The sequence below is a fragment of the Pseudomonas sp. H3_C08 genome, assembly GCF_054669455.1.
Map to the genome: position 1 here is coordinate 3,826,635 of NZ_CP162803.1, position 24,112 is coordinate 3,850,746.

The 24,112-nt window shown below is 60.4% G+C and carries 20 protein-coding genes and 1 pseudogene; 12 read left to right on the forward strand and 9 right to left on the reverse strand.

Annotation, left to right across the window (positions count from 1 at the left end; all coding sequences use genetic code 11):
* Positions 1-173: 173 nt before the first annotated feature.
* Positions 174-1,625 (reverse strand): aldehyde dehydrogenase family protein, encoded by a 1,452-nt coding sequence (locus AB4N74_RS17485; RefSeq protein ID WP_460096735.1) that lies wholly within the window; start codon positions 1,623-1,625, stop codon positions 174-176.
* On the reverse strand, positions 1,622-3,259 hold the full coding sequence (locus AB4N74_RS17490) for a 5-guanidino-2-oxopentanoate decarboxylase (protein ID WP_460101175.1): 1,638 nt from the start codon (positions 3,257-3,259) through the stop codon (positions 1,622-1,624). Before AB4N74_RS17490 ends, AB4N74_RS17485 begins: the two co-directional genes overlap by 4 nt.
* 137 nt (positions 3,260-3,396) lie before the next feature.
* Here AB4N74_RS17490 and AB4N74_RS17495 point away from each other — a divergent pair, with 137 nt between their 5' ends.
* Positions 3,397-4,278, forward strand: a complete 882-nt coding sequence (locus AB4N74_RS17495) for a LysR substrate-binding domain-containing protein (protein WP_460096736.1) — start codon at positions 3,397-3,399, stop codon at positions 4,276-4,278.
* A 224-nt stretch (positions 4,279-4,502) separates the two neighbouring features.
* Here AB4N74_RS17495 and AB4N74_RS17500 read toward each other — a convergent pair whose 3' ends face one another.
* Complete coding sequence (locus tag AB4N74_RS17500) at positions 4,503-5,117, reverse strand: NAD(P)-dependent oxidoreductase (protein WP_093430538.1); 615 nt, start codon at positions 5,115-5,117, stop codon at positions 4,503-4,505.
* A gap of 45 nt (positions 5,118-5,162) precedes the next feature.
* Entirely contained in the window at positions 5,163-6,041 is an 879-nt protein-coding gene (locus AB4N74_RS17505; protein ID WP_257356004.1) for an MBL fold metallo-hydrolase, read from the reverse strand.
* 114 nt (positions 6,042-6,155) lie between these two features.
* On the opposite strand from AB4N74_RS17505, the gene AB4N74_RS17510 reads away from it, so the two are divergent.
* Both AB4N74_RS17510 and AB4N74_RS17515 read left to right on the forward strand, forming a co-directional pair.
* A complete protein-coding gene (locus tag AB4N74_RS17510) occupies positions 6,156-7,061 on the forward strand; it encodes a LysR family transcriptional regulator (protein WP_218568192.1) in 906 nt (301 codons plus the stop codon).
* A gap of 221 nt (positions 7,062-7,282) precedes the next feature.
* Entirely contained in the window at positions 7,283-7,459 is a 177-nt protein-coding gene (locus AB4N74_RS17515; RefSeq protein WP_007912636.1) for a hypothetical protein, read from the forward strand.
* A gap of 118 nt (positions 7,460-7,577) precedes the next feature.
* Here the strand turns inward: AB4N74_RS17515 and AB4N74_RS17520 are convergent, their stop codons facing one another.
* Positions 7,578-8,462, reverse strand: a complete 885-nt coding sequence (locus AB4N74_RS17520; protein ID WP_186622833.1) for a helix-turn-helix domain-containing protein — start codon at positions 8,460-8,462, stop codon at positions 7,578-7,580.
* Positions 8,463-8,639: 177 nt separating this feature from the next.
* Between AB4N74_RS17520 and pobA the strand changes: the two genes are divergently transcribed.
* Together pobA and AB4N74_RS17530 are read left to right on the forward strand one after the other, a co-directional pair.
* Complete coding sequence (pobA, locus tag AB4N74_RS17525; RefSeq protein ID WP_099757036.1) at positions 8,640-9,833, forward strand: 4-hydroxybenzoate 3-monooxygenase; 1,194 nt, start codon at positions 8,640-8,642, stop codon at positions 9,831-9,833.
* A 79-nt stretch (positions 9,834-9,912) separates the two neighbouring features.
* Entirely contained in the window at positions 9,913-11,430 is a 1,518-nt protein-coding gene (locus AB4N74_RS17530) for an MDR family MFS transporter (protein WP_320336417.1), read from the forward strand.
* Between the two features lie 125 nt (positions 11,431-11,555).
* Here AB4N74_RS17530 and AB4N74_RS17535 read toward each other — a convergent pair whose 3' ends face one another.
* From AB4N74_RS17535 to AB4N74_RS17550, 4 genes and pseudogenes are all read right to left on the reverse strand, one after another.
* Positions 11,556-12,404, reverse strand: a complete 849-nt coding sequence (locus tag AB4N74_RS17535; protein WP_099757038.1) for a cache domain-containing protein — start codon at positions 12,402-12,404, stop codon at positions 11,556-11,558.
* 130 nt (positions 12,405-12,534) lie between these two features.
* Positions 12,535-13,389, reverse strand: a complete 855-nt coding sequence (locus AB4N74_RS17540; protein WP_093430545.1) for an ATPase — start codon at positions 13,387-13,389, stop codon at positions 12,535-12,537.
* A gap of 116 nt (positions 13,390-13,505) precedes the next feature.
* Positions 13,506-14,496 (reverse strand): annotated as a pseudogene (locus AB4N74_RS17545) (NAD-dependent epimerase/dehydratase family protein).
* 54 nt (positions 14,497-14,550) lie between these two features.
* Positions 14,551-15,444 carry a LysR family transcriptional regulator ArgP gene (locus tag AB4N74_RS17550; RefSeq protein ID WP_186622839.1) on the reverse strand — a complete coding sequence of 298 codons (894 nt, stop codon included), beginning with the start codon at positions 15,442-15,444 and terminating at the stop codon, positions 14,551-14,553.
* 96 nt (positions 15,445-15,540) lie between these two features.
* On the opposite strand from AB4N74_RS17550, the gene AB4N74_RS17555 reads away from it, so the two are divergent.
* The 7 genes from AB4N74_RS17555 (at position 15,541) to AB4N74_RS17585 (ending at position 24,099) form a co-directional block, all read left to right on the forward strand.
* Complete coding sequence (locus AB4N74_RS17555) at positions 15,541-15,942, forward strand: ACT domain-containing protein (protein WP_099757039.1); 402 nt, start codon at positions 15,541-15,543, stop codon at positions 15,940-15,942.
* Between the two features lie 5 nt (positions 15,943-15,947).
* Positions 15,948-16,550 carry a LysE/ArgO family amino acid transporter gene (locus AB4N74_RS17560; RefSeq protein WP_093430549.1) on the forward strand — a complete coding sequence of 201 codons (603 nt, stop codon included), beginning with the start codon at positions 15,948-15,950 and terminating at the stop codon, positions 16,548-16,550.
* Positions 16,551-16,726: 176 nt separating this feature from the next.
* Positions 16,727-17,323: a superoxide dismutase gene (locus AB4N74_RS17565; RefSeq protein WP_007918933.1), complete on the forward strand. Its 597-nt coding sequence runs from the start codon at positions 16,727-16,729 to the stop codon at positions 17,321-17,323.
* Positions 17,324-17,655: 332 nt separating this feature from the next.
* Entirely contained in the window at positions 17,656-19,707 is a 2,052-nt protein-coding gene (locus AB4N74_RS17570) for a putative bifunctional diguanylate cyclase/phosphodiesterase (RefSeq protein ID WP_093430550.1), read from the forward strand.
* 211 nt (positions 19,708-19,918) lie between these two features.
* Positions 19,919-21,262 carry an imelysin family protein gene (locus AB4N74_RS17575; RefSeq protein ID WP_093430551.1) on the forward strand — a complete coding sequence of 448 codons (1,344 nt, stop codon included), beginning with the start codon at positions 19,919-19,921 and terminating at the stop codon, positions 21,260-21,262.
* Positions 21,263-21,579: 317 nt separating this feature from the next.
* Entirely contained in the window at positions 21,580-23,007 is a 1,428-nt protein-coding gene (locus AB4N74_RS17580) for a di-heme oxidoreductase family protein (protein ID WP_460096744.1), read from the forward strand.
* A gap of 27 nt (positions 23,008-23,034) precedes the next feature.
* Positions 23,035-24,099 (forward strand): imelysin family protein, encoded by a 1,065-nt coding sequence (locus tag AB4N74_RS17585; RefSeq protein WP_460096746.1) that lies wholly within the window; start codon positions 23,035-23,037, stop codon positions 24,097-24,099.
* Positions 24,100-24,112: the final 13 nt, after the last annotated feature.

Genomic DNA, 24,112 nt, shown 5'->3' on the forward strand with positions numbered 1-24,112 from the left:
GTTGCATCCGCGCGGCCGGGTCCGCTGAAAGCCTTGTTTTCAAAGGCCTGCAGCGCTGCCGACGGGTTCATCCTGAGGTCGTGCAAAACACCTGACTATCGATAAAAACTCATTGAAGCCATGACGCCGACGCATGCCTCGTTGCGAGGCATGCGCTGACCTTTTTCGGGCGTTCAGAGCGCCCGGATCACGTGTTTGATTTCCTGAAACGCGGCCAGGCCCCACGGCCCCAATTCGCGGCCGATGCTGCTCTGCTTGTAACCGCCCCACGCCGCCTGCGGGAAGATCACTTGCGGCGCGTTGAGCCACACCAGCCCCGCCTGCAGGGCGTTGGCGACCCGCTCGGCGGTCTCGGCGTTACGCGTCACCACACTGGCGACCAAGCCGAATTGGCTGTCGTTGGCCAAGGCAATTGCCTCGGCTTCGCTGCTGAAACGGCGCACACACAGCACCGGGCCGAAAATCTCTTCGCACCACAGCGCACTGTCGAGGGGCACGTCGGTGAACACGGTTGGCTGCAAAAAATATCCGCGCGGCAGATCTGCCGGACGATTGCCGCCGCACACTAGCTTCGCGCCAGCGCTCAGACCCCGGTCGATGTGACCAAGCACGCGCTGGTATTGCGCCTGATTGACCAGTGCGCCCATCTCCACGTCCGGGTCGAACGGATCCGCCACGCGAATCGCCTGCGCACGCTTGTGCAAACGTTCAAGGAATTCATCCGCCAATTCATCGGCAACCAACACACGGCTGGTGGCCGAGCACATCTGCCCGGCATTGAAGAAACCGCCACCGCAAGCCAGCTCGACCGCTAATTGCAGATCAGCATCTTCGAGCACCAGCAGCGAAGATTTGCCGCCCAGTTCCAGGCTCACGCCCTTCACCGTTTCGGCGGCACGCTGCATCACCTGGACACCGACGGCGTTACTACCGGTGAAGGAAATCTTGGCGATGCGCGGATCCGCCGACAGTGGTGCACCGACCGCCAGACCAGTACCGCAAACGACGTTGAACACGCCGTTGGGCAGGCCGGCTTCGGCGATGATCGCCGCCAGTTCCAGCTCCGGCAGCGGCGTGACTTCCGACGGTTTCAGCGCCACGCAGCACCCGGCGGCGAGGGCCGGCGCGAGTTTCCACGCGGTGGTGACCATGGGGAAATTCCACGGCACGATCAGCCCGACCACGCCGCACGGCTCGCGGCGCAAGCGTGCGCTGAAGTCATTGCTGGGCAGCGGCACGTTGCTGTCCTGTCTGGCGTCGAGGCCTTCAGCGAGTTCGGCGTAGTACTCGAAGGTGGCGATCACATCGTCGACGTCGATGGCCGCTTCGAACTGCGGTTTGCCGTTGTTGCTCGATTGCAGTTTCATCAAGTGATCGCGACCGTTGCGCACGCCATTGGCGATGTTGCGCAGAATCGCGCCGCGCTCGGCACCGCTGGTTTGCGACCAGTCCTTGAATGCTTCAGTCGCAGCGCTCACGGCCTGGCTCACCGCGTACTCGTCACCACCATTGACCGTGGTCAGCAACGCCTCAGTGGCCGGGTTGATCACGCGCAGATGTTCGCGGCCGGCCGACCATTGGCCGTTGATGTAGAGGCCGTCGAGTGTGGTTGGAAAATTGATCATTTGGCCACCGCCTGCATCCACAGGTTCTGGTCGATTTCGATTACGCTCGGGCCTTGGCGATCGGTCGCGGCACGCAGTGCACTGCGCAGTTGTTCCACTGAGTTGATCGCTTCGGCGGCGCAGCCGAGGGCCTTGGCCACGCCAATGAAGTCCGGGGTGTAGATGTCGACGCCGACCGGTTCGATGGCGCGGTTGACCATGTATTTCTTGATCTCTTCGTAGCCCTGGTTATTCCACAGCAGGACGATCACCGGGGTGCGCGCTTCGACGGCGCTGGCCAGTTCCGGCAGGGTGAACTGCAGACCGCCGTCGCCGATCAGGCACACCACCGGTGGCCGTGCGCCCTTATCGGGTTGTCCACCGAGCCATGCGCCAATCGCTGCCGGCAACGCATAGCCGAGGGTGCCGTAGCCGGTCGACGAGTTGAACCAGCGACGCGGACGCTCCGGATTGAAGGTCAGGTTGCCGGTGTACACCGGTTGCGTGGAGTCGCCGACGAACACCGCGTCGGGCAATTCGTGCAGCACGGTTTCGAGGAAACGGGTTTGCGCCAGCGTCGCTGCATCCCAGGTCGCGGCCAGATCATCACGCAGACGCGCCGCGCGTACCTGGCCCCAATCGTTGCGGCGCTCGGCCAGCGTTTTGTGCGACAAGGCGCTGAGCAATGCCTGCGCGGCATTGCGCGAATCGGCAACCAGGGCGACGTGTGGCGGATAGTTACGCACGGTCTGATCGGCGTCGATGTCGATGCGCAGCAGCTTGCCGGGAATCTCGAAACCACCGGCGAAGGTCACGTCGTAATCGGTTTCGGCCAGTTCGGTGCCGATCGCCAGCACCACATCGGCATCCGCGACCAATTCGCGGGTGGCGACCAGACTTTGTGTAGAGCCGATCAGCAGCGGATGCGTCGACGGCAACAGACCTTTGGCGTTGATGGTCAGCGCTACAGGTGCGTCGAGCAGTTCAGCCAGTTCGGTAAGCTCTGCTGCGGCATCAATCGCACCGCCACCGGCGAGAATCAACGGACGTTGGGCACCGGCCAGCAACGCGCTCATACGACTCACGGCAGCGGGCGCGGCACCGGCGCGGTCGATGTTGACCGGGACACTGGCGAGCAGCTCATCGGCCTCTTCCACCAACACGTCCAGCGGAATTTCGATGTGCACCGGACGCGGACGCCCGGCCTGGAACAAGGCGAATGCGCGAGCGAGCACGCCGGGCAATTCCGACGCCGACATCAGGGTGTGAGAGAACGCTGCGACGCCAGCGACCAGTGCGCTCTGGTTCGGCAACTCGTGCAGCTTGCCGCGCCCGCCGCCCAACTGGTTGCGGCTCTGTACGCTGGAGATCACCAGCATCGGGATCGAGTCGGCGTAAGCCTGGCCCATGGCGGTAGTGATGTTGGTCATGCCCGGGCCGGTAATGATGAAGCACACACCCGGTTTGCTGCTGGTGCGCGCATAACCGTCAGCCATGAAACCGGCGCCCTGTTCATGCCGTGGGGTGACGTGGTTGATGCTCGAACGGGCCAGCCCGCGATACAGCTCCACGGTGTGCACGCCGGGAATGCCGAACACCTGCTCGACCCCATAACCTTCGAGTAACTTGACCAGTACTTCGCCACACGTCGCCATGTCATTGCCCTTCTTGTTCGTTTGAGACACAAGGCCCATGCAGGCCTTCAATGGGCTCATTGAACGGTCGGCAGGTAGCGGCAACAATCGATTAAAAGTCATACTAGCCATGTCCTCACGTCATACCTTGGATCCCCATGAAACGACTGCCTCCCCTGCCCGCCCTGCATACGTTTCTGATCACCGCGCAGTGCTGCAACTTCACCCGGGCCGCCGAGCAATTGCACATCACACAAGGCGCGGTGAGCCGGCAGATCGCCGGGCTGGAAGATCATCTGGGGTATGAACTGTTCATCCGTCTGGCCCGTGGCCTGGAGTTGACGGCCGAAGGCCGGGAGTGGTTGCCACGGGTGGAGAAGGTCTTCGGTCTGATCACTGAGGCCACCGAGCAGATCGGTCTCAAGCGCGAAACCCTGCAACTCAAGGCGCCCAGTTGTGTGATGCGCTGGCTGGTGCCGCGCCTGCTGCAATGGCAAAAGGAACGCCCGGATGTGCCGGTCAAACTGACCACGACGTTGGCCCATGGCGTGGATTTTCAGCGCGAGCAGTTCGACGCGGCGGTGATCTACGGAACGCCGCCGGACAACTCCTCGACCGCGCTGCATCTGTTCGATGAACAACTGACCCCGGTTTGCTCACCGGCACTTTTGAAAGGCCCACCGGAACTGTCTGACCCGGCTGATCTGCAACAGCATCTGTTGCTGCATCCGACCCGCGACACTCAGGACTGGAAGGTCTGGCTGACGGCGGCCGAACTGCAGTTGAATAACGTCAACATGGGCCAGCATTTCGAAACGCTGGATCAGGCGATGTCGATGGCGTCGCATGGGACGGGGGTGGCGATTGGCGACTGGTCGTTGATCGGCGACGACTTGCGTGCCGGACGGCTGGTGATGCCGTTTGAGTTGAAGGTGAAGACAGGGCTGGCGTATTACGTGGTGGTGCCTGCGGGAACCGAGCCTTCGCCGCAGCTGGAAGAATTGATGATCTGGCTGGTTGAGCAGGCGCATTTGCGGTGAGGCCTTCCCCCTCACCCTAACCCTCCCGAAACGTCGGACCGCCCGAGGGAGAGGGGACTGACCGGGGGATATTGAAGAGGTTCAGCGACCTGAACGATTGGCTTTGAATCCATAATCGACTGGATTTTTCAGGTCGATGTACAGCGCCAGACACCTCGGTCGGCTCCCTCTCCCTCGGGCGGTCCGACGTTTCGGGAGGGCTGGGGTGAGGGTAAAGCTGTATATCAATACCCGACAGTAAACCGCTGACGCGAATGCTTCGGCGTTTCCACCTCGTCGATCAGCGCAATCGCGTAATCGGCAAAGGTGATCCAGCTACGCCCTTCAGCGCTCACCAGCAAGTGATCCTGACCGACACGGAAACTACCCGTACGCTCACCTTCGACAAACTCCGCCGAAGGCGACAGAAAGGTCCAGTCCAGCTCCTGCTCCTGACGCAACGCCTCAAGAAACGCCGCACCCGCACTGGCTTCAGTTTTGTACTCGGCCGGAAACCCCGCACTGTCGATCACTCGCGTGTCGTCCGGCAGCAACAACGAACCGGCACCGCCCACTACCAGCAAACGCTGAACGCCTGCCTGCTTCACCGGCCCGACAATCGCCGCCGCAGGCACGGTGGCAAAATGCGCGGCGGTGATCACCACATCATGACCGGCCACGGCGTCCTGCAACGCGGCCGAATCCAGCACATCGACTTTCTTGCTGACCACACCGCTACGGGCGCCGATCTTCGAGGTATCGCGGGCGATAGCGGTGACGCTATGGCCGCGACGCAGGGCTTCTTCCAGCAGTTGGCTACCGGCTCGGCCGGTGGCACCAATGATTGCGATCTTGCTCATGACATTCTCCAGTTGGCTTGAGAGTGCTGCGTTTTCAGAATCGGCTTACCACTGCATTTCGCCCTTGGCGACTTTCGCGCTCAGCTCCAGCGAACTTTCTTCGCCGAGTGTCGGGTAGCGCTTTTTCATCGCGGCGATCAGTGCGGCGGAATCTTTGGCCTTGGCGGTTTCCGCGTCGAAAGCCTTAATGTAGTCGGCGGTGAATTTCACGCTGGCCTGCGAGCGGCTGCTGTCACCCAGGTAGTGACCCGGCACCACGGTGTTCGGTTTGAGGGTTTCGATCGAGTGCAACGTTTCCAGCCAGTCGGCGTGGGATTGCGCGCTCTGGGTATCGGCCATCCATACGTGGATGTTCTCGGCGACAACCACACCACCGACCACGGCTTTGAGCGACGGGATCCACACAAAACTGCGATCCGGTTGTTTGCCGTCGAGGCCGATGACCTGCAATTTCTGCCCTTCGAGCATCAGGCTGTCACCCTTGAGCACGCCCGGCACGATGGTTTTCGCCGGCACGTCGGCGCCCATTTTCGGGCCCCAGAAGGCCAGTTTGCCGGCGACGGTTTTGTTGATGTGATCAACCGTCGGCTGCGAGGCCAATACCTTGGCCTCCGGGAATGCCTTGGTCAGGGTATCAAGGCCGAAGTAGTAATCCGGGTCGCCGTGGCTGATGTAGATAGTGGTCAGGTGCTTGCCGCTGGCGCGGATCTTTTCCACGACTTGCTCGGCCTGGGATTTGCCGAATTGCGCATCAACCAGGATCGCGTCTTTCTCACCGCTGACCAGCACCGAGGTCACCGGGAAAATCGCGTTTGTCCCTGGGTTGTAGACATCCAGGGTCAGATTGGCAGCCGCTGCATGCGCGGCGAAACCCAGGGAAGCAGTGGCGAGCAGAACGCGTTTGAGTGTGGTGAAACCGATCATCTGTTGCTCCGGTGTCCGAATGCCGTGTTTGGCGATGGAACAGAGCTTAGTTGCCTGACTCAGTACAAAAAATGCGATGCTTGAACATAGTTTGTTTCTGAAAGCGGGCAAATCATGGATCGTCTCCAAGCAATGCGGGTGTTTGTCACCGTGGTGGACCTGGGCAGCCAGTCGGCAGCGGCCGATCATCTGGACCTTTCGCGGCCGGTGGTTTCACGTTATCTGGCAGAGCTGGAGGACTGGGTCGGCGCACGCCTGATGCACCGCACCACGCGCAAGTTGAGCCTGACCGCCGCCGGCAGTGAGATTCTGCCGCGCTGCCGGCAGATGCTGGAGTTGTCGAGCGACATGCAGGCCGCCGTCAGCGAACCCCACGATGCCCCGCGCGGGCTATTGCGGATCAGCGTCAGCACTTCGTTCGGCCAGGCCCAACTGGCGGATGCGATGGCCGCCTACGTCAAACGCTATCCGGGTGTGAGCATCGATCTGCAAATGCTCGATCGCACGGTGAATCTGGTCGATGAGCGCATCGACCTGGCGATTCGCACCAGTAACGATCTCGACCCCAACCTGATCGCCCGACGCCTGACCGTTTGTCGTTCGGTGGTGTGTGCCGCGCCGGCTTATCTAAAGGAGTATCCGGCGCCGTTACGGGTCGACGAGTTGAGCCGACACAATTGCCTGACGCACTCGTATTTCGGCAAAAGCCTATGGCATTTCGAGGAGGATGGCGAACCGGTTTCAGTGCCGGTGCAGGGCAATATCAGCGCCAACGAGGCCAGCACGTTATTGCGCGCGACACTGGCTGGCGCGGGGGTGGCGATGCTGCCGACCTATCAGGCCGGGGTGCATATTCACAGCGGCGAACTGGTCCGCCTGCTGCCCCATGCCGAGCCGCGACAGATGAACATCTACGCGGTGTACGCCTCGCGCAAACACATGCCGGCGGCACTGCGCAGCATGCTGGATTTTCTGGTGCTCAGGTTCCCCGAAAACCCCGAATGGGATATCGGCCTGTAAACCCAATCCACTGTGGGAGCGAGCTTGCTCGCGAAGAGGGAATTTCATTCGAAATCTGCATTGGCTGACACGCCCTCTTCGCGAGCAAGCTCGCTCCCACAAAGCGTCCATCAGCGTGCTGAATGGTCGGTTAAATCCTCGAGCACACTCGCTGGCAACTCCCCACCGCTGACCTATGCTGAAAGTAATACCGCAGGGTATGTCGTTCAGAGGTCTACGCCATGAACATCAAAACAAGAAGGTACGTCGCGATTTTCATCACCTGCGCCGCCACGCTGGCGCTGTACGGCACCGCCGCCTGGCGGGTCGAACAGCTGCGACAACTGCCGCGCGAGTATGCGAGCTGCAACTTCGAGCGCTGCATTCCGCACAATGCCACTCTGAACGCATTGCGCTGATATTCAACTGTAGGAGTGAGCCTGCTCGCGATAGCGGTGTGTCAGTCAAACTTTATTGTATGACACACCGCTATCGCGAGCAGGCTCACTCCTACAGGGGTGTTGTGGTGTCTGTGGATCAGTGTTCGGCCTTCAGGCTGTCGCGGAAAGCCTTTGGTGAAATCCCCACCCGGCGCCGGAACAGGCGCGTGAAGTTGGTCGGATCGGAAAACCCCAACAACTCCGACATCTCGTAAATCGTCATGCTGGTGTAGGTCAGCAAGCGCTTGGCTTCCAGCAACTGACGCTCGTGCATGATCTGCAACGCCGGTTGCCCCGCCAGTTCACGGCAAGTGCCGTTAAGGTGCGATACCGAAATCCCCAGCCGATGCGCCAGGTCTTCAACCTTCACATGCTGGCGATAAGTTTCCTCGACCAATTGAATAAAGCCATTGAGGTATTCGCGCTGACGTTGCGGCCGCTGACTGGCTTTGTGCCGCACGATCGCCTGCCGGCTGACCCAGACCATGATCACGCTGACCAGCGAATGCATGAGCATTTCCCGCGCCGGTTGATGACCGTTGTATTCGGCCTGCAATGCCGAGAACAGGCTGTTGAGGTAATCACCGTCGGTGCCTGCCGGGTAGTTCTCTGCACTGGCCAGTGCGTGCACCGAATCGCCCAGTTGCGCCTGCAAGTGATTGATCAGCGGTGTGGCGAGGGTAACGATGAACCCTTCGACGTCTTCGGAAAAGCGAAAGCCGTGCACCGATAACGGTGGCAGCACTTGAATCGCCGGGGTGTGGAGTTGCGTGCGCTGCCCTTCGATCTCAAGCTCTGCCTGACCTTTGAAGACGAAGAGCAACTGGCACAAATCAGCATGGCGGTGGGGTTTGATTTCCCACTCATGTTCGCGACTGCGGGAGGAAATGGTTTCACAGTGCAGCAAGTCAGGGGTCGGCCAGTCCAGGCTTTCACCGTAGAGCTTGAACACTGGAATCGAAGGCAGCTCAGGCTTGTTCATCACTTCAATCCAGGCCTCGGGGTTGTGGGCGATAATCGCACCGATTGGCAGAATGTACAGGTATCAGCTCAGTTTTCACCTTCAATTGACAGACCCGCAAGGGAAAAATGCAAGCACTCGATCCATGAAAAATATTCACCGGCGCTTGTCGCGTGAAGCTTGCGAGCCATAAAAACAATGAAAACGCTGAAAACCCAAGTCGCCATTATCGGCGCCGGTCCGTCCGGATTGCTCCTCGGCCAGTTGCTGCACAACGCTGGTATCGACACCCTCATCCTTGAACGCCAGACACCTGATTACGTGCTCGGACGCATTCGCGCCGGGGTACTTGAACAGGGCATGGTAGAGCTGTTGCGTCAGGCTGGCGTGAGTCAGCGCATGGACGCCGAAGGTCTGGTGCATGGCGGTTTCGATCTGGCCCTGGACGGACGTCAGGTGCACATCGATCTGCACGCGCTGACCGGTGGCAAGAGCGTGATGATCTACGGCCAGACCGAAGTCACCCGCGACCTGATGGCCGCTCGTCGGGAGGCTGGTGCGCCGACCATTTACCAGGCGAGGGATGTCGTTCCTCACGGCATGAAAAGCGACGAGGCATTTGTCACCTTCGAAAAGGACGGCGAAACCTTTCGCGTCGATTGTGATTACATCGCCGGTTGCGACGGTTTCCACGGTGTCGCGCGGCAGTCGATTCCGGCCGATAGCCTGAAGGTCTTCGAGCGGGTTTATCCGTTTGGCTGGCTGGGGATTCTGGCGGACACACCGCCGGTGCATGACGAATTGGTCTACGCCCGCCATGAACGTGGCTTCGCCCTGTGCAGCATGCGTTCGGCCACCCGCACCCGCTATTACCTGCAAGTGCCGGCGGATGAAAATGTCGATGACTGGAGCGATCAGCGCTTTTGGGATGAACTGAAAAATCGTCTGCCGGTGGCGCTCGCGGAGAAACTGGTCACAGGCCCTTCGATCGAGAAAAGCATCGCGCCGCTGCGCAGTTTTGTCGTCGAGCCGATGCAGTACGGACGGATGTTTCTCGTCGGCGACGCGGCGCATATCGTCCCGCCCACTGGCGCCAAGGGTTTGAATCTGGCCGCCAGCGACGTCAGCACGTTGTTCAATATTCTGCTGAAGGTTTATCGCGACGACCGCACCGATCTGCTGGAGAAATACTCGGAAATCTGCCTGCGCCGCGTGTGGAAAGCCGAGCGCTTTTCCTGGTGGATGACCTCGATGCTGCATCGCTTCGATGACCACGATGCGTTCAGCCAGCGCATCAGCGCCTCGGAACTGGACTACTTTGTCAGTTCAGAAGCAGGGCGAAAAACCATTGCAGAAAATTACGTCGGACTTCCTTATGAGGCTATCGAATAGCCTGCTACCGACTTACACTGGCGAGCATCCCCGCTCGCCTGATGATCTGCGGGACTCTCACTGCCCGCAGGTTTTGCCCGTGACCAATCTCAATCACCCCGAAACGCCCAAACCGGCCATTCGCAGCGTGCTGGTCGCGCTGATGATGGCGATCTTTCTCGGCGCGCTGGACCAAACCATTGTCGCCGTGTCGATGCCGGCCATTTCTGCGCAGTTCAAGGACGTCAGCCTGCTGGCCTGGGTGATTTCCGGGTACATGGTCGCGATGACGGTGGCCGTGCCGATCTACGGCAAGCTCGGCGACTTGTACGGGCGGCGCAAACTGATGCTGTTCGGCATGGGCCTGTTCACCCTCGCCTCACTCTTTTGCGGCATGGCGCAGAGCATGGAGCAACTGGTGCTGGCGCGGATCCTTCAGGGCATCGGCGCTGGCGGGATGATCTCGGTGAGTCAGGCGATCATCGGCGACATCGTGCCGCCGCGCGAACGCGGGCGCTATCAGGGTTACTTCAGCAGCATGTACGCGGTGGCCAGTGTCGCCGGCCCGGTACTCGGCGGTTACATGACCGAATACCTGTCGTGGCGCTGGGTATTTCTGATCAACCTGCCGCTGGGCCTCGGTGCCTGGTGGGTGGCGCGGCGCAATCTGCGTGGCCTGCCGATTCCCCAGCGCAAACCGGTCATCGATTACCTCGGCACGCTGCTGATGATCATCGGCCTCACTGCCCTGCTGCTGGGAATCACTCAGGTTGGCCAGGGTCATTCGTGGCGCAGCAGTGAAGTGCTCGGGCTGTTTGCATGTGCGGTGGTGGTGTTGGCGCTGTTTGTCTGGCACGAACGCCGGGCGCGGGAGCCGTTGCTGCCGATGCACCTGTTCGCCAATCGCAACGCGCTGCTGTGCTGGTGCACGATTTTCTTCACCAGTTTCCAGGCGATTTCGTTGATCGTGCTGATGCCGCTGCGCTTTCAGAGTGTCACTGGGGCAGGGGCCGACAGTGCCGCGTTGCACTTGCTGCCGCTGGCGATGGGGCTGCCGATTGGTGCGTTTTTCGCCGGGCGTCGCACGTCGATTACCGGACGCTACAAACCGCAGATTCTGACCGGTGCGATGCTGATGCCGGTTGCGATCTTCGGTATGGCGTTCAGCCCACCCGAGGCGACGCTGGTCAGTGGTCTGTTCATGTTGCTCTGCGGTATCTCCAGCGGCATGCAATTCCCGACTTCGCTGGTCGGCACGCAAAACTCGGTAGAGCAACGCGACATCGGCGTAGCGACCAGCACCACCAACCTGTTTCGCTCCCTCGGCGGCGCAGTGGGTGTGGCGTTGATGTCGGCGCTGTTGCTGGCGTTGTTACAGGACTCCAGCTTCGCCCATCTGGCAAGCAGTTCACTGATGAGCGAAGGGCATTCGGGCAACGTCCTGCTCGATGGTCTGAACGCCGCGCCGGGTGATGCGCAGAACGCCTTGCGCGCGGAATTGCTGGTGACATTCCGGCATTTGCTGTGGGTAAGTGCGGCGGTGTCGTTGCTGGGATTGGCGGCAGCGATTGCGATGCCGAACAACCTGCTGCGCGGACGCGAGCACGGCGCCAAATAATTCAAACAACGCAGACCCCTTGTAGGAGTGAGCCTGCTCGCGATGCGGTATGTCAGTTGACATCATCGCTAAATGACACACCGCATCGCGAGCAGGCTCACTCCTACAGGAAGCCGGTGTTTCACTCAGGGGCTGTAGTAACCGACGGCTACAAGGAAATGCCCGGCCTTCTTCAGGTAAGCATGTTTGTCCTCGACCTTGCCGGTCACCGGGTTCTTCCAGCGGTATTCATACTCACCGTCATCCTGCTTGCCGATCAGCGCCAGAATCGGCTCGCCCACCGGTTTGCCATCCGGATCCTTGATCTTGCCGAAGTCGGTGTTGATCAAGCGCAGGTTGGTGCCGTGGGCAACGTAGCGCTGGGTGTTCAGATCAACCACAAACACATACAAGTCGTCCTGCAAGTAGCCACCCTTGAGTGAGTTGATCGCCGTCAGCGTGGCCTTCTCGTCTTTGCCCAAATCAGTCGCCGCTTTATCGAGCAACGCCTTGGCCTGCTCGGCCGAGGCTCGCGGCAAGTAGTAACCCACCGCCAGAATCCGCTGACCGATGCGCTGGTAATACACATGCTTGCGCTCGACCTTGCCGTCCGACCAGTTCTGCCAACGGTATTCGGCCTGCTGGATGCCGTTGCCTTCCGGCACTTTCAACGCGTCCTTGAAGGTTTTCTGCAAATCCGGGCCGAGCACTTCACTGACGTCACGACCGATCAACGCTGATGAAGGCCCGCCGCTGGCGAGCATCACGCCTTTGGTGTCGACCACGAACACGTAGCGATCCTTGTCGACGAACTCGCCCTGCCGGCTGAACGCGGCGAACGCCTTGTCGCCATTGTCGTGGTAATAGGCCAGGGCTTTTTCCAGCAAGGCGATGGCGGCCTGACTGTCATCCTTGGCGGTCGTGGCGGCGCTGGCCTGGCCGAAACCGGCCAGTAACATCACGCTGAGCCAGGCCACTTTATGCAAAAACCCCATAGCGCATCCCTCGTTCTTGTTGGTGTTTCAAGAGCGTAGACGGCTTGGGCTGATGTATGGATATTCAGAGGGTTTCTGAACGTTTCGCGGCTTGAGTGGTGAGGCGAGCCTCACCACCGTTGAGCAAGTCTTACGGGCGGGAATTGATCTGCTGCTGCAGGTTCTGAATCTGCGCCTGAAGGGTATTGATGTTGCGGGTCATCTGCCCGCGGAAAGCGTCGAACTCGGCGGTATTGCCGCCGCCTTGCGGGGCTGCCGGGCGGTTGTCCTGCTCGCTTTTGAGGACGACGATTTCCTGTTCGAGGCGATCGATCGCCGCGCTCGGGTTGCCCTGCTTCTTCAACGCCGCGATATCGGCACCGAGGCTTTTGAACTGCGCGTCAAAGGCCTTCAACTGAGCGTCGACCTTGCTGGTGTCGGCCGGCGTGCTTTTCACCGTCGCCAGTTCCGCAGTCAAGGCTTTGACCTGCGCCTGCAACTGGGTATTGGCGTTCTGCTGTTCAGTGGTCTGCGCGGTCATCTGTGCCAGTCGTTTGTCCAGATCACTGGCCTGTCCCGCGACGCCTTGCTGCTGTTTGCTCTGATCGAGCAGCTTGCCTTCGAGCTGTTTGATCTGCAGCTTGAGGGCTTCGCTGTCGCTGGTGACGTTGGACTGGCTGGCCACGACCTTGCCGGAAATGTCCTGCAAGCGCCCCGCCGCTTCTTCACTGATGCGCGCGAAGCTTTCCTGAGTCGCAACCAGTTGCTGCTCCATCAACGAGATTTGCTGGAAACTCCACCAGGCCAGACCGACGAAGGCGAAAAACAGTGCGCCGACCAACGCCCACAACGGGCCGGTGCTGGCCGCCTTGACCTTGACCACGGGCGGCGTGCGCGAATGCACGGAGGTGCGAGCGGTGGTCGGAATGTCATCGTCGTCGAAGGTGTCGGCACGCAGGCTCGGGACATCATCGAAATCGTCGTGGGCATCATTACGCATGGACATTGAGGCAACCTTTGTGAAACGCGGTGATGGCTAAATGCTGCGAAGTATAACCGCCGCAGCCGCAGGGATTGACCCCCAAGCGGCTACACGGTTCATTGCCGCCCGGCCGAATCGTTTCAACGGATGTCCTGAGCTTTCCACCAGCCGCAGAACTCATCCAGCGCCGACCACAGGCTGACTTTCGGATCGTAGTCGAGATAATGCCGGGCGCGGCTGATGTCGAGGGTGAAATTTTTTCATTACCTGCATGCCGAGCCGCGACAGGGTTGGCTCCGGACGCCCGGGCCAGAGCTTGCATGCACCTTCGTTGAGCGCCGCGACGCTGTAGGCCAGACCATACGATCGGTACTTGGTGACCTGTGGCACTTCCATCTTGCGCATCACGTAATTGACCACATCCCACAACGGTACCGGCGCACCGTTGCTGATGTTGTAGGCCTTGCCCAGCGCGGAACCGGCGGCCAGCAAACTGCTGAGCATCGCTTCGTTGAGGTTCTGCACGCTGGTGAAATCGACTTTGTTCAGGCCATTGCCGATGATCGCCAGGCGGCCCTTGCGCTGCATATTAAGCAGGCGCGGGAAGATGCTCATATCACCGGCGCCGGTGACGAAACGCGGGCGCAGGGCAATGGTTTCCAGGCCGAACTCCTGCGCACCGAAAACCTTTTGCTCAGCCAGATATTTGGTCGCGGCGTAGTGATGCTTGAAGCGCTTGGGTACTTGCTCTTCCGTCAGGTTGAAATGATCGCGGCCATCGAAATAGATCGATGGCGACGACAGATGCACCAAACGGCGGACGCGCTGTTTCAGACAGGCTTCGACAACGTTTTCGGTGACCTGCACGTTGCCTTGATGAAAGTCCTGATAGCGGCCCCACAGCCCGACGGCGCCCGCGCAATGCACCACGGCTTCAACATCGGAACACAACTCGCGGACCAGATCGGGATCGGTCAGGTCGCCGGGCACAAACTCGGCGCCACGGCGCACCAGATGTTCGACGCTCTCGGCCCGGCGACCGTTAACCCGCACGTCCAGGCCCTGCTCCAGGGCGAAACGCGCAAAGCGTCCGCCAATGAAGCCGCTTGCGCCGGTGACCAGAATTCTCATGTAAAGCTCCGATGTCTTTCGTTTTGCCTGATTCGAGTGTCTTGACGCTGGCCCTCAGTCCAACGGCACTAGCCATTGCGCCGAAGAACGCAGCAATTGCTCGGTCAGCAAGCCCAGCAACTGACCGCCATTACGCCAATGATGCCAGTACAACGGCACGTCGATCGGTTTATCTGGCAGCAGTTCACGCAATAACCCGCGTTGCAATTGATCGCGCACTTGCAGTTCCGGCACCAGGCCCCAGCCCAGTCCGGCTTCGATCAGGCGGATAAAACCTTCCGAGGAAGGACATAAATGGTGTTCGAATCCGCCATCGACGCCCAACGAGGCGAGGTAACGATGCTGGAGGAAGTCGTCCGGGCCGAACACCAGCGCCGGGGTGCGTGGCAGTTGCTCGGCGCGCACGCCGTCGGGGAAATGCCGTGCGATGAACGCCGGGCTGGCCAGCGCGCGATAACGCATCGCCCCGAGCAACACACTGCGTGCGCCGGCCACCGGTCGTTCACTGGCGCAGAGGCACGCGGCCACTTCACCGGCGCGCATGCGTTTGAGGCCGACGGTCTGGTCTTCGACAATCAGATCGAGCAGCAAATGTTGTTCGGCGCAAAAATCTCCCACCGCTTTGGCCCACCACGTGGCGAGGCTGTCGGCATTAAGAGCGATGCGCAAACGTTCCGGCCCCCCCTCCTCGTCCAGCGCGGGCACAAGGGTTTGCAGGTCACGCTCGAGCAGACGCACCTGCTGCACATGGTTGAGCAGACGCCGGCCTATCTCGGTCGGCGACGGTGGCGTGCCGCGAATCAACACCGGTTGGCCGACCCGCGCTTCGAGCAGTTTGATCCGCTGCGAAATCGCCGATTGCGACAAACCCAGCACCTGCGCGGCCCGTTCGAAGCCGGCCTGCTCGACCACAGCGGCCAGAGCAGAAAGCAATTTGTAGTCGAACATCAGTTTTCCTAATGAGCGATCAGCACTATTGGTTTTTCTTATACAGGTTTCGCCCGGAGAATAGCCAGCAAGCACTCTTTATCAAGGATCACTGCAATGGCTGGCGAAACCTCACTCACAACCTTGTTGCGCAGCATGAGCCCGCAATTGAACGCCGGCGAATACGTATTCTGCACCCTGCCCGATGGCGTATTACCGAGGGATCTGGAGATCGTCGGCAGCTTCCGCGAACAGGAAGGCCTGACCGTGATTCTCGAACGCTCCCAAGCTGAACAGGCCGGTTTCAGTTTCGACTACATCGCCGCGTGGATCACCCTCAACGTGCACTCGGCGCTGGAAGCCGTGGGCCTCACCGCCGCATTCGCCACGGCACTGGGCAAGGCCGGGATCAGTTGCAACGTGATTGCCGGCTATTACCACGACCATTTGTTCGTCGGCCAGGCCGACGCCGAACGCGCCATGCAAGTGCTGCGCGATCTCGCAGCCAACGCGGAGTAATTGTTATGTGGCAAAGCTATGTGAACGGCCTGCTGGTGGCGTTCGGGCTGATCATGGCGATCGGCACGCAGAACGCTTTTGTATTGGCGCAGAGCCTGCGTCGTGAACATCACCTGCCCGTGGCGGCGTTGTGCGTGGTTTGCGATGCGCTGCTGGTGGCGGCCGGAGTATTCGGGCTGGCGACGATTCTGGCGCAGAACCCGATGCTGCTGGCGATTGCCCGTTGGGGCGGCGCGACGTTTCTGATCTGGTACGGCAGCCAGGCGCTGCGCCGGGCGTGTTCGAAACAGAGCATGGGGCAAGGCGAGAATCAGACCGTGCGTTCGCTGCGTGCGGTAATGCTCAGCGCTTTGGCGGTGACGCTGCTCAACCCGCACGTTTACCTGGATACGGTGTTGCTGATCGGCTCGCTCGGCGCGCAGCAATCGGTGCCGGGCGCTTATGTAGTGGGCGCGGCGAGTGCTTCGTTGCTGTGGTTTTTCACGTTGGCACTGGGTGCTGCGTGGTTGGCGCCATATCTGGCACGTCCGAGTACCTGGCGGATTCTTGATCTGGTGGTGGCGCTGATGATGTTCACGGTCGCCGGGCAGTTGATATTGGCGAGCTGATTTATTCCAAACCGCTCTGGAACCTCTATCCCACACAGTTGTTGCGTGGTTATGGCGCAACCCCGGTGCTATGATCGAAACCCTGCGCCGCAAAGAGTAAAAACTCGCCGGTGCATTTCTGGCCGCCCGTGATCGGCCTTGCGCTCACCGCAACAGACCTGATTAGGAGAATCATCATGGCTTTCGAATTGCCGCCGCTGCCTTACGCACACGATGCCCTGCAGCCGCACATTTCCAAGGAAACCCTGGAATACCACCACGACAAGCACCACAACACCTATGTCGTGAACCTGAACAACCTGGTGCCAGGCACCGAGTTCGAAGGCAAGACCCTGGAAGAAATCGTCAAGACTTCCTCGGGCGGTATCTTCAACAACGCCGCTCAGGTCTGGAACCACACTTTCTACTGGAACTGCCTGGCGCCAAACGCCGGCGGTCAACCAACCGGCGCGCTGGCTGAAGCCATCAATGCTGCTTTCGGTTCGTTCGACAAGTTCAAGGAAGAGTTCAGCAAAACCTCGATCGGCACCTTCGGTTCCGGCTGGGGCTGGCTGGTGAAAAAGGCTGACGGTTCCCTGGCTCTGGCCAGCACCATCGGCGCCGGCAACCCGCTGACCAGCGGCGACACCCCGCTGCTGACCTGCGACGTCTGGGAACACGCTTACTACATCGACTACCGCAACGTTCGTCCGAAGTATGTCGAAGCGTTCTGGAACCTGGTCAACTGGAAGTTCGTTGCTGAGCAGTTCGAAGGCAAAACCTTCACCGCTTAAGCTGCGCGCCAGTCAAAAAACCCGGCTTTTGCCGGGTTTTTTATGCCTGCATTTAAATAGCGTTTTTCTCACGCTGAAAGCTGTCTGCCGCTGCTTGCCGCCATGCCACAGCGGGCTAACATCAAAAAGAGGAAAAAATGCTGCGAACCGCTCAAGTTGAGGGGCGAAACTACCGACATAGTACAAATTAGGGCTAATACTCCAGACAGCAGCATTTCGGCCAAGGCTATGGGCGAATCGTCCCCGGTCTGATTGTCCCTTTGACTGCAAACTCGGGATTGCCAATACTCATGGCAACTTGACGCTACCCGCACGGAACAAGGAATAACCCTTTGAAGCTGGAACTCAAGAACAGCTTGTCGGTGAAGTTGCTCCGGGTCGTGCTCCTGTCGGCATTGATCGTCGGCGTAGTCTTGAGCTGCGCACAGATCGTTTTCGATGCTTACAAAACCCGCCAGGCCGTTGCCGGCGACGCCGAACGCATCCTCGACATGTTCCGCGATCCCTCGACCCAGGCGGTTTACAGCCTCGACCGGGAAATGGGCATGCAGGTGATCGAAGGCCTGTTCCAGGACGATGCCGTGCGTCAGGCTTCTATCGGCCATCCCAACGAAGCCATGCTCGCGCAGAAGTCCCGCGAATTGCAGCAGTCCAACAGCCGCTGGCTGACCGACCTGATTCTCGGCCAAGAACGCACCTTCACCACGCAACTGGTAGGGCGTGGTCCGTACAGCGAGTACTACGGCGACCTGAGCATCACCCTCGACACCGCCACCTATGGCGAGGGCTTTATCGTCAGTTCGGTGATCATCTTTATTTCCGGGGTTTTGCGCGCACTGGCCATGGGCCTGGTGTTGTATCTGGTCTATCACTGGCTGCTGACCAAGCCGTTGTCGCGGATCATCGAACACCTCACCGAGATCAACCCCGATCGCCCCAGCGAACACAAGATTCCGCAGCTCAAGGGCCACGAAAAAAACGAGCTGGGGATCTGGATCAACACCGCCAATCAGTTGCTTGAGTCGATCGAACGCAACACCCATCTGCGTCATGAAGCGGAAAACAGTCTGCTGCGCATGGCCCAGTACGACTTCCTCACCGGCCTGCCGAATCGCCAGCAACTCCAGCAGCAACTGGACAAGATTCTGGTCGACGCCGGCAAGCTGCAACGCCGGGTCGCGGTGTTGTGCGTGGGGCTGGATGATTTCAAAGGCATCAACGAGCAATTCAGCTACCAGACCGGCGACCAATTGTTGCTGGCCCTGGCCGATCGTCTGCGCGCCCACAGCGGCCGCCTCGGCGCCCTCGCCCGCCTCGGCGGCGACCAGTTCGCACTGGTACAAGCGGATATCGAGCAACCTTACGAAGCGGCCGAACTGGCGCAAAGCATCCTTGATGATCTGGAGGCGCCGTTCGCCCTCGACCATCAGGAAATCCGCCTGCGCGCGACCATTGGCATCACCCTGTTCCCGGAGGACGGCGACAGCACCGAGAAGCTGTTGCAGAAGGCCGAGCAGACCATGACCCTGGCCAAGACCCGCTCGCGCAACCGCTATCAGTTCTACATCGCCAGTGTAGATAGCGAGATGCGCCGTCGTCGTGAACTGGAAAAAGACCTGCGCGATGCGCTGTTGCGTGATCAGTTCTATCTCGTCTATCAGCCGCAGATCAGCTATCGCGATCACCGCGTGGTCGGCGTCGAAGCGCTGATTCGCTGGCAGCATCCGGAACACGGTCTGGTGCCGCCGGACCTGTTCATTCCGCTGGCAGAGCAGAACGGCACGATCATCGCCATTGGCGAATGGGTGCTCGATCAGGCCTGCAAGCAATTGCGCGAATGGCACGATATGGGTTTCGCCGACCTGCGCATGGCAGTGAATCTATCGACCGTGCAACTGCACCACGCCGAATTGCCGCGCGTGGTCAACAACCTGCTGCAGATGTACCGCCTGCCACCGCGCAGTCTGGAACTGGAGGTCACCGAAACCGGCCTGATGGAAGACATCAGCACCGCCGCCCAGCACTTGCTCAGCCTGCGCCGCTCTGGCGCTTTGATCGCCATCGATGACTTCGGCACCGGCTATTCATCCCTGAGCTATCTGAAAAGCCTGCCGCTGGACAAGATCAAGATCGACAAGAGCTTCGTTCAGGACCTGCTCGATGACGACGACGATGCGACCATCGTTCGCGCGATCATTCAACTGGGCAAGAGCCTGGGCATGCAGGTAATTGCCGAGGGCGTGGAAACCGCCGAACAGGAAAGCTACATCATCTCCGAAGGCTGCCACGAAGGTCAGGGTTACCACTACAGCAAACCGCTGCCGGCCCGGGAACTGGGCGCCTATCTCAAACAGGCGCAACGCAGTAACGCGGCCATTCTCTAGAAGATCAAAAGATCGCAGCCTGCGGCAGCGCCTACATTTGGAATGCGTTCCCACTGTAGGAGCTGCCGCAGGCTGCGATCTTTTGATCTGCGTAAATAAGAAATATTTCCAGCCACAACCCTTTACACATAATGCGAAAGATTTGCATTATGTCGCAGTTTTGCGCACCCCCAGCGCGAGTCCACTCAACTATCGAAGCAGGATGTTCGCCATGATTCGTATGCCTCTGGCTACCGCCAGTCTGCTGGCCATCGCTATTTCCCTCGCCGGTTGCGGCGAAGGCAAAGACAAGGCCGCCGCTCCGGCCGCACCGACCCCAGCCGCCAGCACCAGCGCACCTGCGGCGCCTGCCGCTGCCGGTAAAGTCGACGAAGCCGCCGCCAAGGCTGTGGTCGCGCACTACGCCGACATGGTCTTCGCCGTTTACAGCGATGCCGAATCCACCGCGAAAACCCTGCAGACCGCCGTCGACGCCTTCCTCGCCAAGCCCAACGCCGACACCCTGAAAGCCGCCAAGGCTGCCTGGGTCGCCGCGCGCGTTCCGTACCTGCAGAGCGAAGTGTTCCGCTTCGGCAACACCATCATCGACGATTGGGAAGGTCAGGTTAACGCCTGGCCACTGGACGAGGGTCTGATCGACTACGTCGACAAATCCTACGAGCACGCACTGGGTAACCCGGGCGCCACCGCCAACATCATTGCCAACACCGAAGTTCAGGTCGGCGAAGACAAGGTCGACGTCAAAGACATCACCCCGGAAAAACTCGCCAGCCTCAACGAGCTGGGCGGTTCCGAAGCCAACGTCGCCACCGGCTACCACGCGATCGAATTCCTGCTGTGGGGCCAGGACCTCAACGGCACCGGCCCTGGCGCTGGCAACCGTCCGGCCTCCGACTACCTGGAAGGCGCCGGCGCCACTGGCGGTCACAACGATCGTCGTCGTGCTTACCTGAAGTCCGTGACCCAACTGCTGGTCAGCGACCTGGAAGAAATGGTCGGCAACTGGAAGCCGAACGTGGCTGACAACTACCGTGCCACCCTGGAAGCCGAGCCGGGCGAAACCGGTCTGCGCAAAATGCTCTTCGGCATGGGCAGCCTGTCCCTGGGTGAACTGGCGGGCGAACGTATGAAGGTTTCCCTGGAAGCCAACTCCCCTGAAGACGAGCAGGATTGCTTCAGCGACAACACCCACAACTCGCACTTCTACGATGCCAAAGGCATTCGTAACGTCTACCTGGGCGAGTACACCCGTGTTGACGGCACCAAAATGACCGGCGCCAGCCTGTCGTCGCTGGTAGCCAAGGCCGACCCGGCTGCCGACACCGCACTGAAAGCCGATCTGGCCGCTACCGAAGCGAAGATCCAGGTCATGGTCGATCACGCCAACAAGGGTGAGCACTACGACCAACTGATCGCTGCCGGCAACACTGCGGGCAACCAGATCGTTCGCGACGCCATCGCCTCGCTGGTCAAGCAGACCGGTTCGATCGAAGCCGCTGCCGGCAAACTGGGCATCAGCGACCTGAACCCGGACAACGCTGATCACGAGTTCTGATCACTGCGTCCGATTCAAAAAAGGCGACCTTCGGGTCGCCTTTTTCATGCATGCCAAACACAACCCCCTGCTTCAAGGTGTACCCAATATCAAGTGCACCACCAATCCCTGTGGGAGCGAGCTTGCTCGCGAAGGCGGCATCTGGCGCAACACCAGCAGAGCGACGAACTCCGCTTTCGCGAGCAAGCTCGCTCCCACAAGGTTTGCATTGGCCTTTAGGTTTGCTTCATATCAAGCAAACGATAATTCCTCTTATTCAAACTCCTTCGCCCTGTTAGACTTTGCGCCTTTATTTTCGCCCGTCCGCAGGATGTCTGATGCCCTCGCTGCCTCTTCGCTTGTCCGCACTGTTGCTGGCCCTGGGCCTGAGTGCCTGCGATGACGCCCCGCGTTTCACCAAGGCTGAGCCGGGTGAAGCACGTTCGGGCGGTGCAGCGACCGTGCGCAAGACCGATCAGAACGCATTCTCCCTGCCCTCGGCCAACCTGCCACCGTCACGGCGAGTGGATTTCAGTGTCGGCAACAGTTTCTTCCGCAGCCCATGGGTGATCGCACCGTCGACCACCACGGCGCGCGATGGCCTCGGCCCGTTGTTCAACACCAACGCCTGCCAGAACTGCCACATCAAAGACGGTCGCGGCCACCCACCGACGCCGGATGCGGCCAACGCGGTGTCGATGCTGGTCAGGCTGTCGATCCCCGACGCGCCGGAATATGCCCGGCTCATCGAGCAGGCTGGCGTAGTGCCTGAGCCGGTCTACGGCGGCCAGTTCCAGGACATGGCCGTGCCCGGCGTCGCCCCGGAAGGCAAAGTGCGCGTCGATTACACGCCAGTGCCCGTGCGTTTCAAGGACGGCACCGAAGTCGAATTGCGCAAGCCAGTGTTGCAGATCACCCAACTGGGCTACGGCCCGATGCACCCGGACACGCGTTTCTCGGCCCGCGTCGCGCCGCCGATGATTGGCCTGGGCCTGCTCGAAGCAATCCCCGAAGAAGCGATTCTGGCCAACGCCGCCGCGCAAGCCAAAGACAACAAAGGCATCAATGGCCGTCCCAATCAGGTCTGGGATGATGCGTTGCAAAAGACCGTCATGGGCAGATTCGGCTGGAAAGCCGGGCAACCGAACCTCAATCAACAGAATGTTCACGCGTTTTCCGGTGACATGGGCCTCACCACCAGTCTGCGCCCCTTCGATGACTGCACCGAGGCGCAAACTGCCTGCAAACAGGCGCCAAACGGCAATGGCCCGGACGGCGAGCCGGAAGTCAGCGACAACATCCTGCGTCTGGTGCTGTTCTACAGCCGTAACCTCGCCGTACCCGCGCGGCGTGGCGTCAACGATGCACAAGTGCTGGCCGGCAAGAACCTGTTTTTCCAGGCCGGTTGCGATTCGTGCCACACGCCGAAATACACCACCGTCGCCAACGCGGCCGAACCTGAACTGGCCAATCAAGTGATTCGTCCGTACAGCGATCTGTTGCTGCATGACATGGGCGACGGCCTGGCCGACAACCGTACGGAATTCCAGGCCTCCGGCCGCGACTGGCGCACGCCGCCGTTGTGGGGGATCGGCCTGACGCAAGCCGTCAGCGGCCACACACAGTTTTTGCATGACGGTCGCGCGCGCAATCTGCTCGAAGCGGTGCTCTGGCATGGCGGCGAAGCGCAAGCCGCGCAGCAACAGGTTTTGTCTTTCAATGCCGAGCAGCGCGCCGCGCTGCTGGCGTTTTTGAACTCACTTTAAACACTGAAAAAGAATCGGGAGCCCGACATGTTCCGTCCCAAGCTACTGTTCACCAGCCTTGCCGCGCTCGCCCTCGGTGCCTGCTCGCCGCAGGATCCACAAGCGGTCACGTCGGCGGCCATCGCCAAATCGGTGATCCTGCCGACCTACACCCGTTGGGTCGAGGCCGACAAGCAACTGGCGGTCAGCGCCCTCGCCTATTGCCAGGGCAAGGAAACCCTGGAAACCGCCCGCGCCGATTTCCTGCACGCGCAGAAAGCCTGGGCCGAGCTGCAACCGCTGCTGATCGGCCCGTTGGCCGAGGGCAACCGTTCGTGGCAGGTACAGTTCTGGCCGGACAAGAAGAACCTCGTCGGCCGTCAGGTCGAGCAACTGGTCGTCGCGCAGCCGCAGATCGACGACGCCGCCCTGGCCAAATCGAGCGTAGTCGTTCAAGGTCTGTCGGCGTACGAGTACATCCTGTTCGACGCCAAGCCTGACGTGGCCAACGCCGAGCAGAAAGCCAAGTACTGCCCACTGCTGATCGCCATTGGCGAACGACAGAAGCAACTGGCCGAAGAGATTCTGCAGGGCTGGAACAACACTGACGGCATGCTCGCGCAGATGACCAAGTTCCCCAACCAGCGCTACGCCGACTCCCACGAAGCGATCGCCGATCTGCTGCGTGTGCAAGTCACTGCACTGGACACTCTGAAGAAAAAACTCGGCACGCCAATGGGCCGTCAGAGCAAAGGCGTGCCTCAACCGTTCCAGGCCGATGCCTGGCGCAGCCAGTCCTCGCTGACCGCACTGGAGGCCAGCCTCGCCGCTGCCAAAACCGTTTGGGAAGGCGTCGACAACAAAGGCCTGCGCAGCCTGCTGCCAAGCGATCAGAAGCCATTGGCCGACAAGATCGACGCAGCCTACGCCGCTTCGCTGAAACTGTTCGACAGCACTCAGCGTTCGCTCGGCGAAATGCTCGAAGACGACGCCGGTCGTCAGCAACTGAACGACATTTACGACAGCCTCAACGTCGTCCATCGCCTGCACGAAGGCGAACTGGCCAAGGCGCTGGGCATCCAACTGGGCTTCAACGCCAACGACGGTGACTGATGAGGGCAAGTGC

Coding starts and splice junctions, on each gene's coding strand:
- AB4N74_RS17515 (WP_007912636.1), top strand. CDS start 7,283: ATGAACATCAAAACAAGAAGGTACGTCGCGATTTTCATCACCTGCGCC.
- AB4N74_RS17500 (WP_093430538.1), bottom strand. CDS start 5,117: ATGAGCAAGATCGCAATCATTGGTGCCACCGGCCGAGCCGGTAGCCAA.
- AB4N74_RS17505 (WP_257356004.1), bottom strand. CDS start 6,041: ATGATCGGTTTCACCACACTCAAACGCGTTCTGCTCGCCACTGCTTCC.
- AB4N74_RS17550 (WP_186622839.1), bottom strand. CDS start 15,444: ATGTTCGACTACAAATTGCTTTCTGCTCTGGCCGCTGTGGTCGAGCAG.
- AB4N74_RS17540 (WP_093430545.1), bottom strand. CDS start 13,389: ATGTCCATGCGTAATGATGCCCACGACGATTTCGATGATGTCCCGAGC.
- AB4N74_RS17495 (WP_460096736.1), top strand. CDS start 3,397: ATGAAACGACTGCCTCCCCTGCCCGCCCTGCATACGTTTCTGATCACC.
- AB4N74_RS17575 (WP_093430551.1), top strand. CDS start 19,919: ATGATTCGTATGCCTCTGGCTACCGCCAGTCTGCTGGCCATCGCTATT.
- AB4N74_RS17490 (WP_460101175.1), bottom strand. CDS start 3,259: ATGGCGACGTGTGGCGAAGTACTGGTCAAGTTACTCGAAGGTTATGGG.
- AB4N74_RS17485 (WP_460096735.1), bottom strand. CDS start 1,625: ATGATCAATTTTCCAACCACACTCGACGGCCTCTACATCAACGGCCAA.
- AB4N74_RS17510 (WP_218568192.1), top strand. CDS start 6,156: ATGGATCGTCTCCAAGCAATGCGGGTGTTTGTCACCGTGGTGGACCTG.
- AB4N74_RS17535 (WP_099757038.1), bottom strand. CDS start 12,404: ATGGGGTTTTTGCATAAAGTGGCCTGGCTCAGCGTGATGTTACTGGCC.
- AB4N74_RS17565 (WP_007918933.1), top strand. CDS start 16,727: ATGGCTTTCGAATTGCCGCCGCTGCCTTACGCACACGATGCCCTGCAG.
- AB4N74_RS17555 (WP_099757039.1), top strand. CDS start 15,541: ATGGCTGGCGAAACCTCACTCACAACCTTGTTGCGCAGCATGAGCCCG.
- pobA (WP_099757036.1), top strand. CDS start 8,640: ATGAAAACGCTGAAAACCCAAGTCGCCATTATCGGCGCCGGTCCGTCC.
- AB4N74_RS17580 (WP_460096744.1), top strand. CDS start 21,580: ATGCCCTCGCTGCCTCTTCGCTTGTCCGCACTGTTGCTGGCCCTGGGC.
- AB4N74_RS17585 (WP_460096746.1), top strand. CDS start 23,035: ATGTTCCGTCCCAAGCTACTGTTCACCAGCCTTGCCGCGCTCGCCCTC.
- AB4N74_RS17520 (WP_186622833.1), bottom strand. CDS start 8,462: ATGAACAAGCCTGAGCTGCCTTCGATTCCAGTGTTCAAGCTCTACGGT.
- AB4N74_RS17560 (WP_093430549.1), top strand. CDS start 15,948: ATGTGGCAAAGCTATGTGAACGGCCTGCTGGTGGCGTTCGGGCTGATC.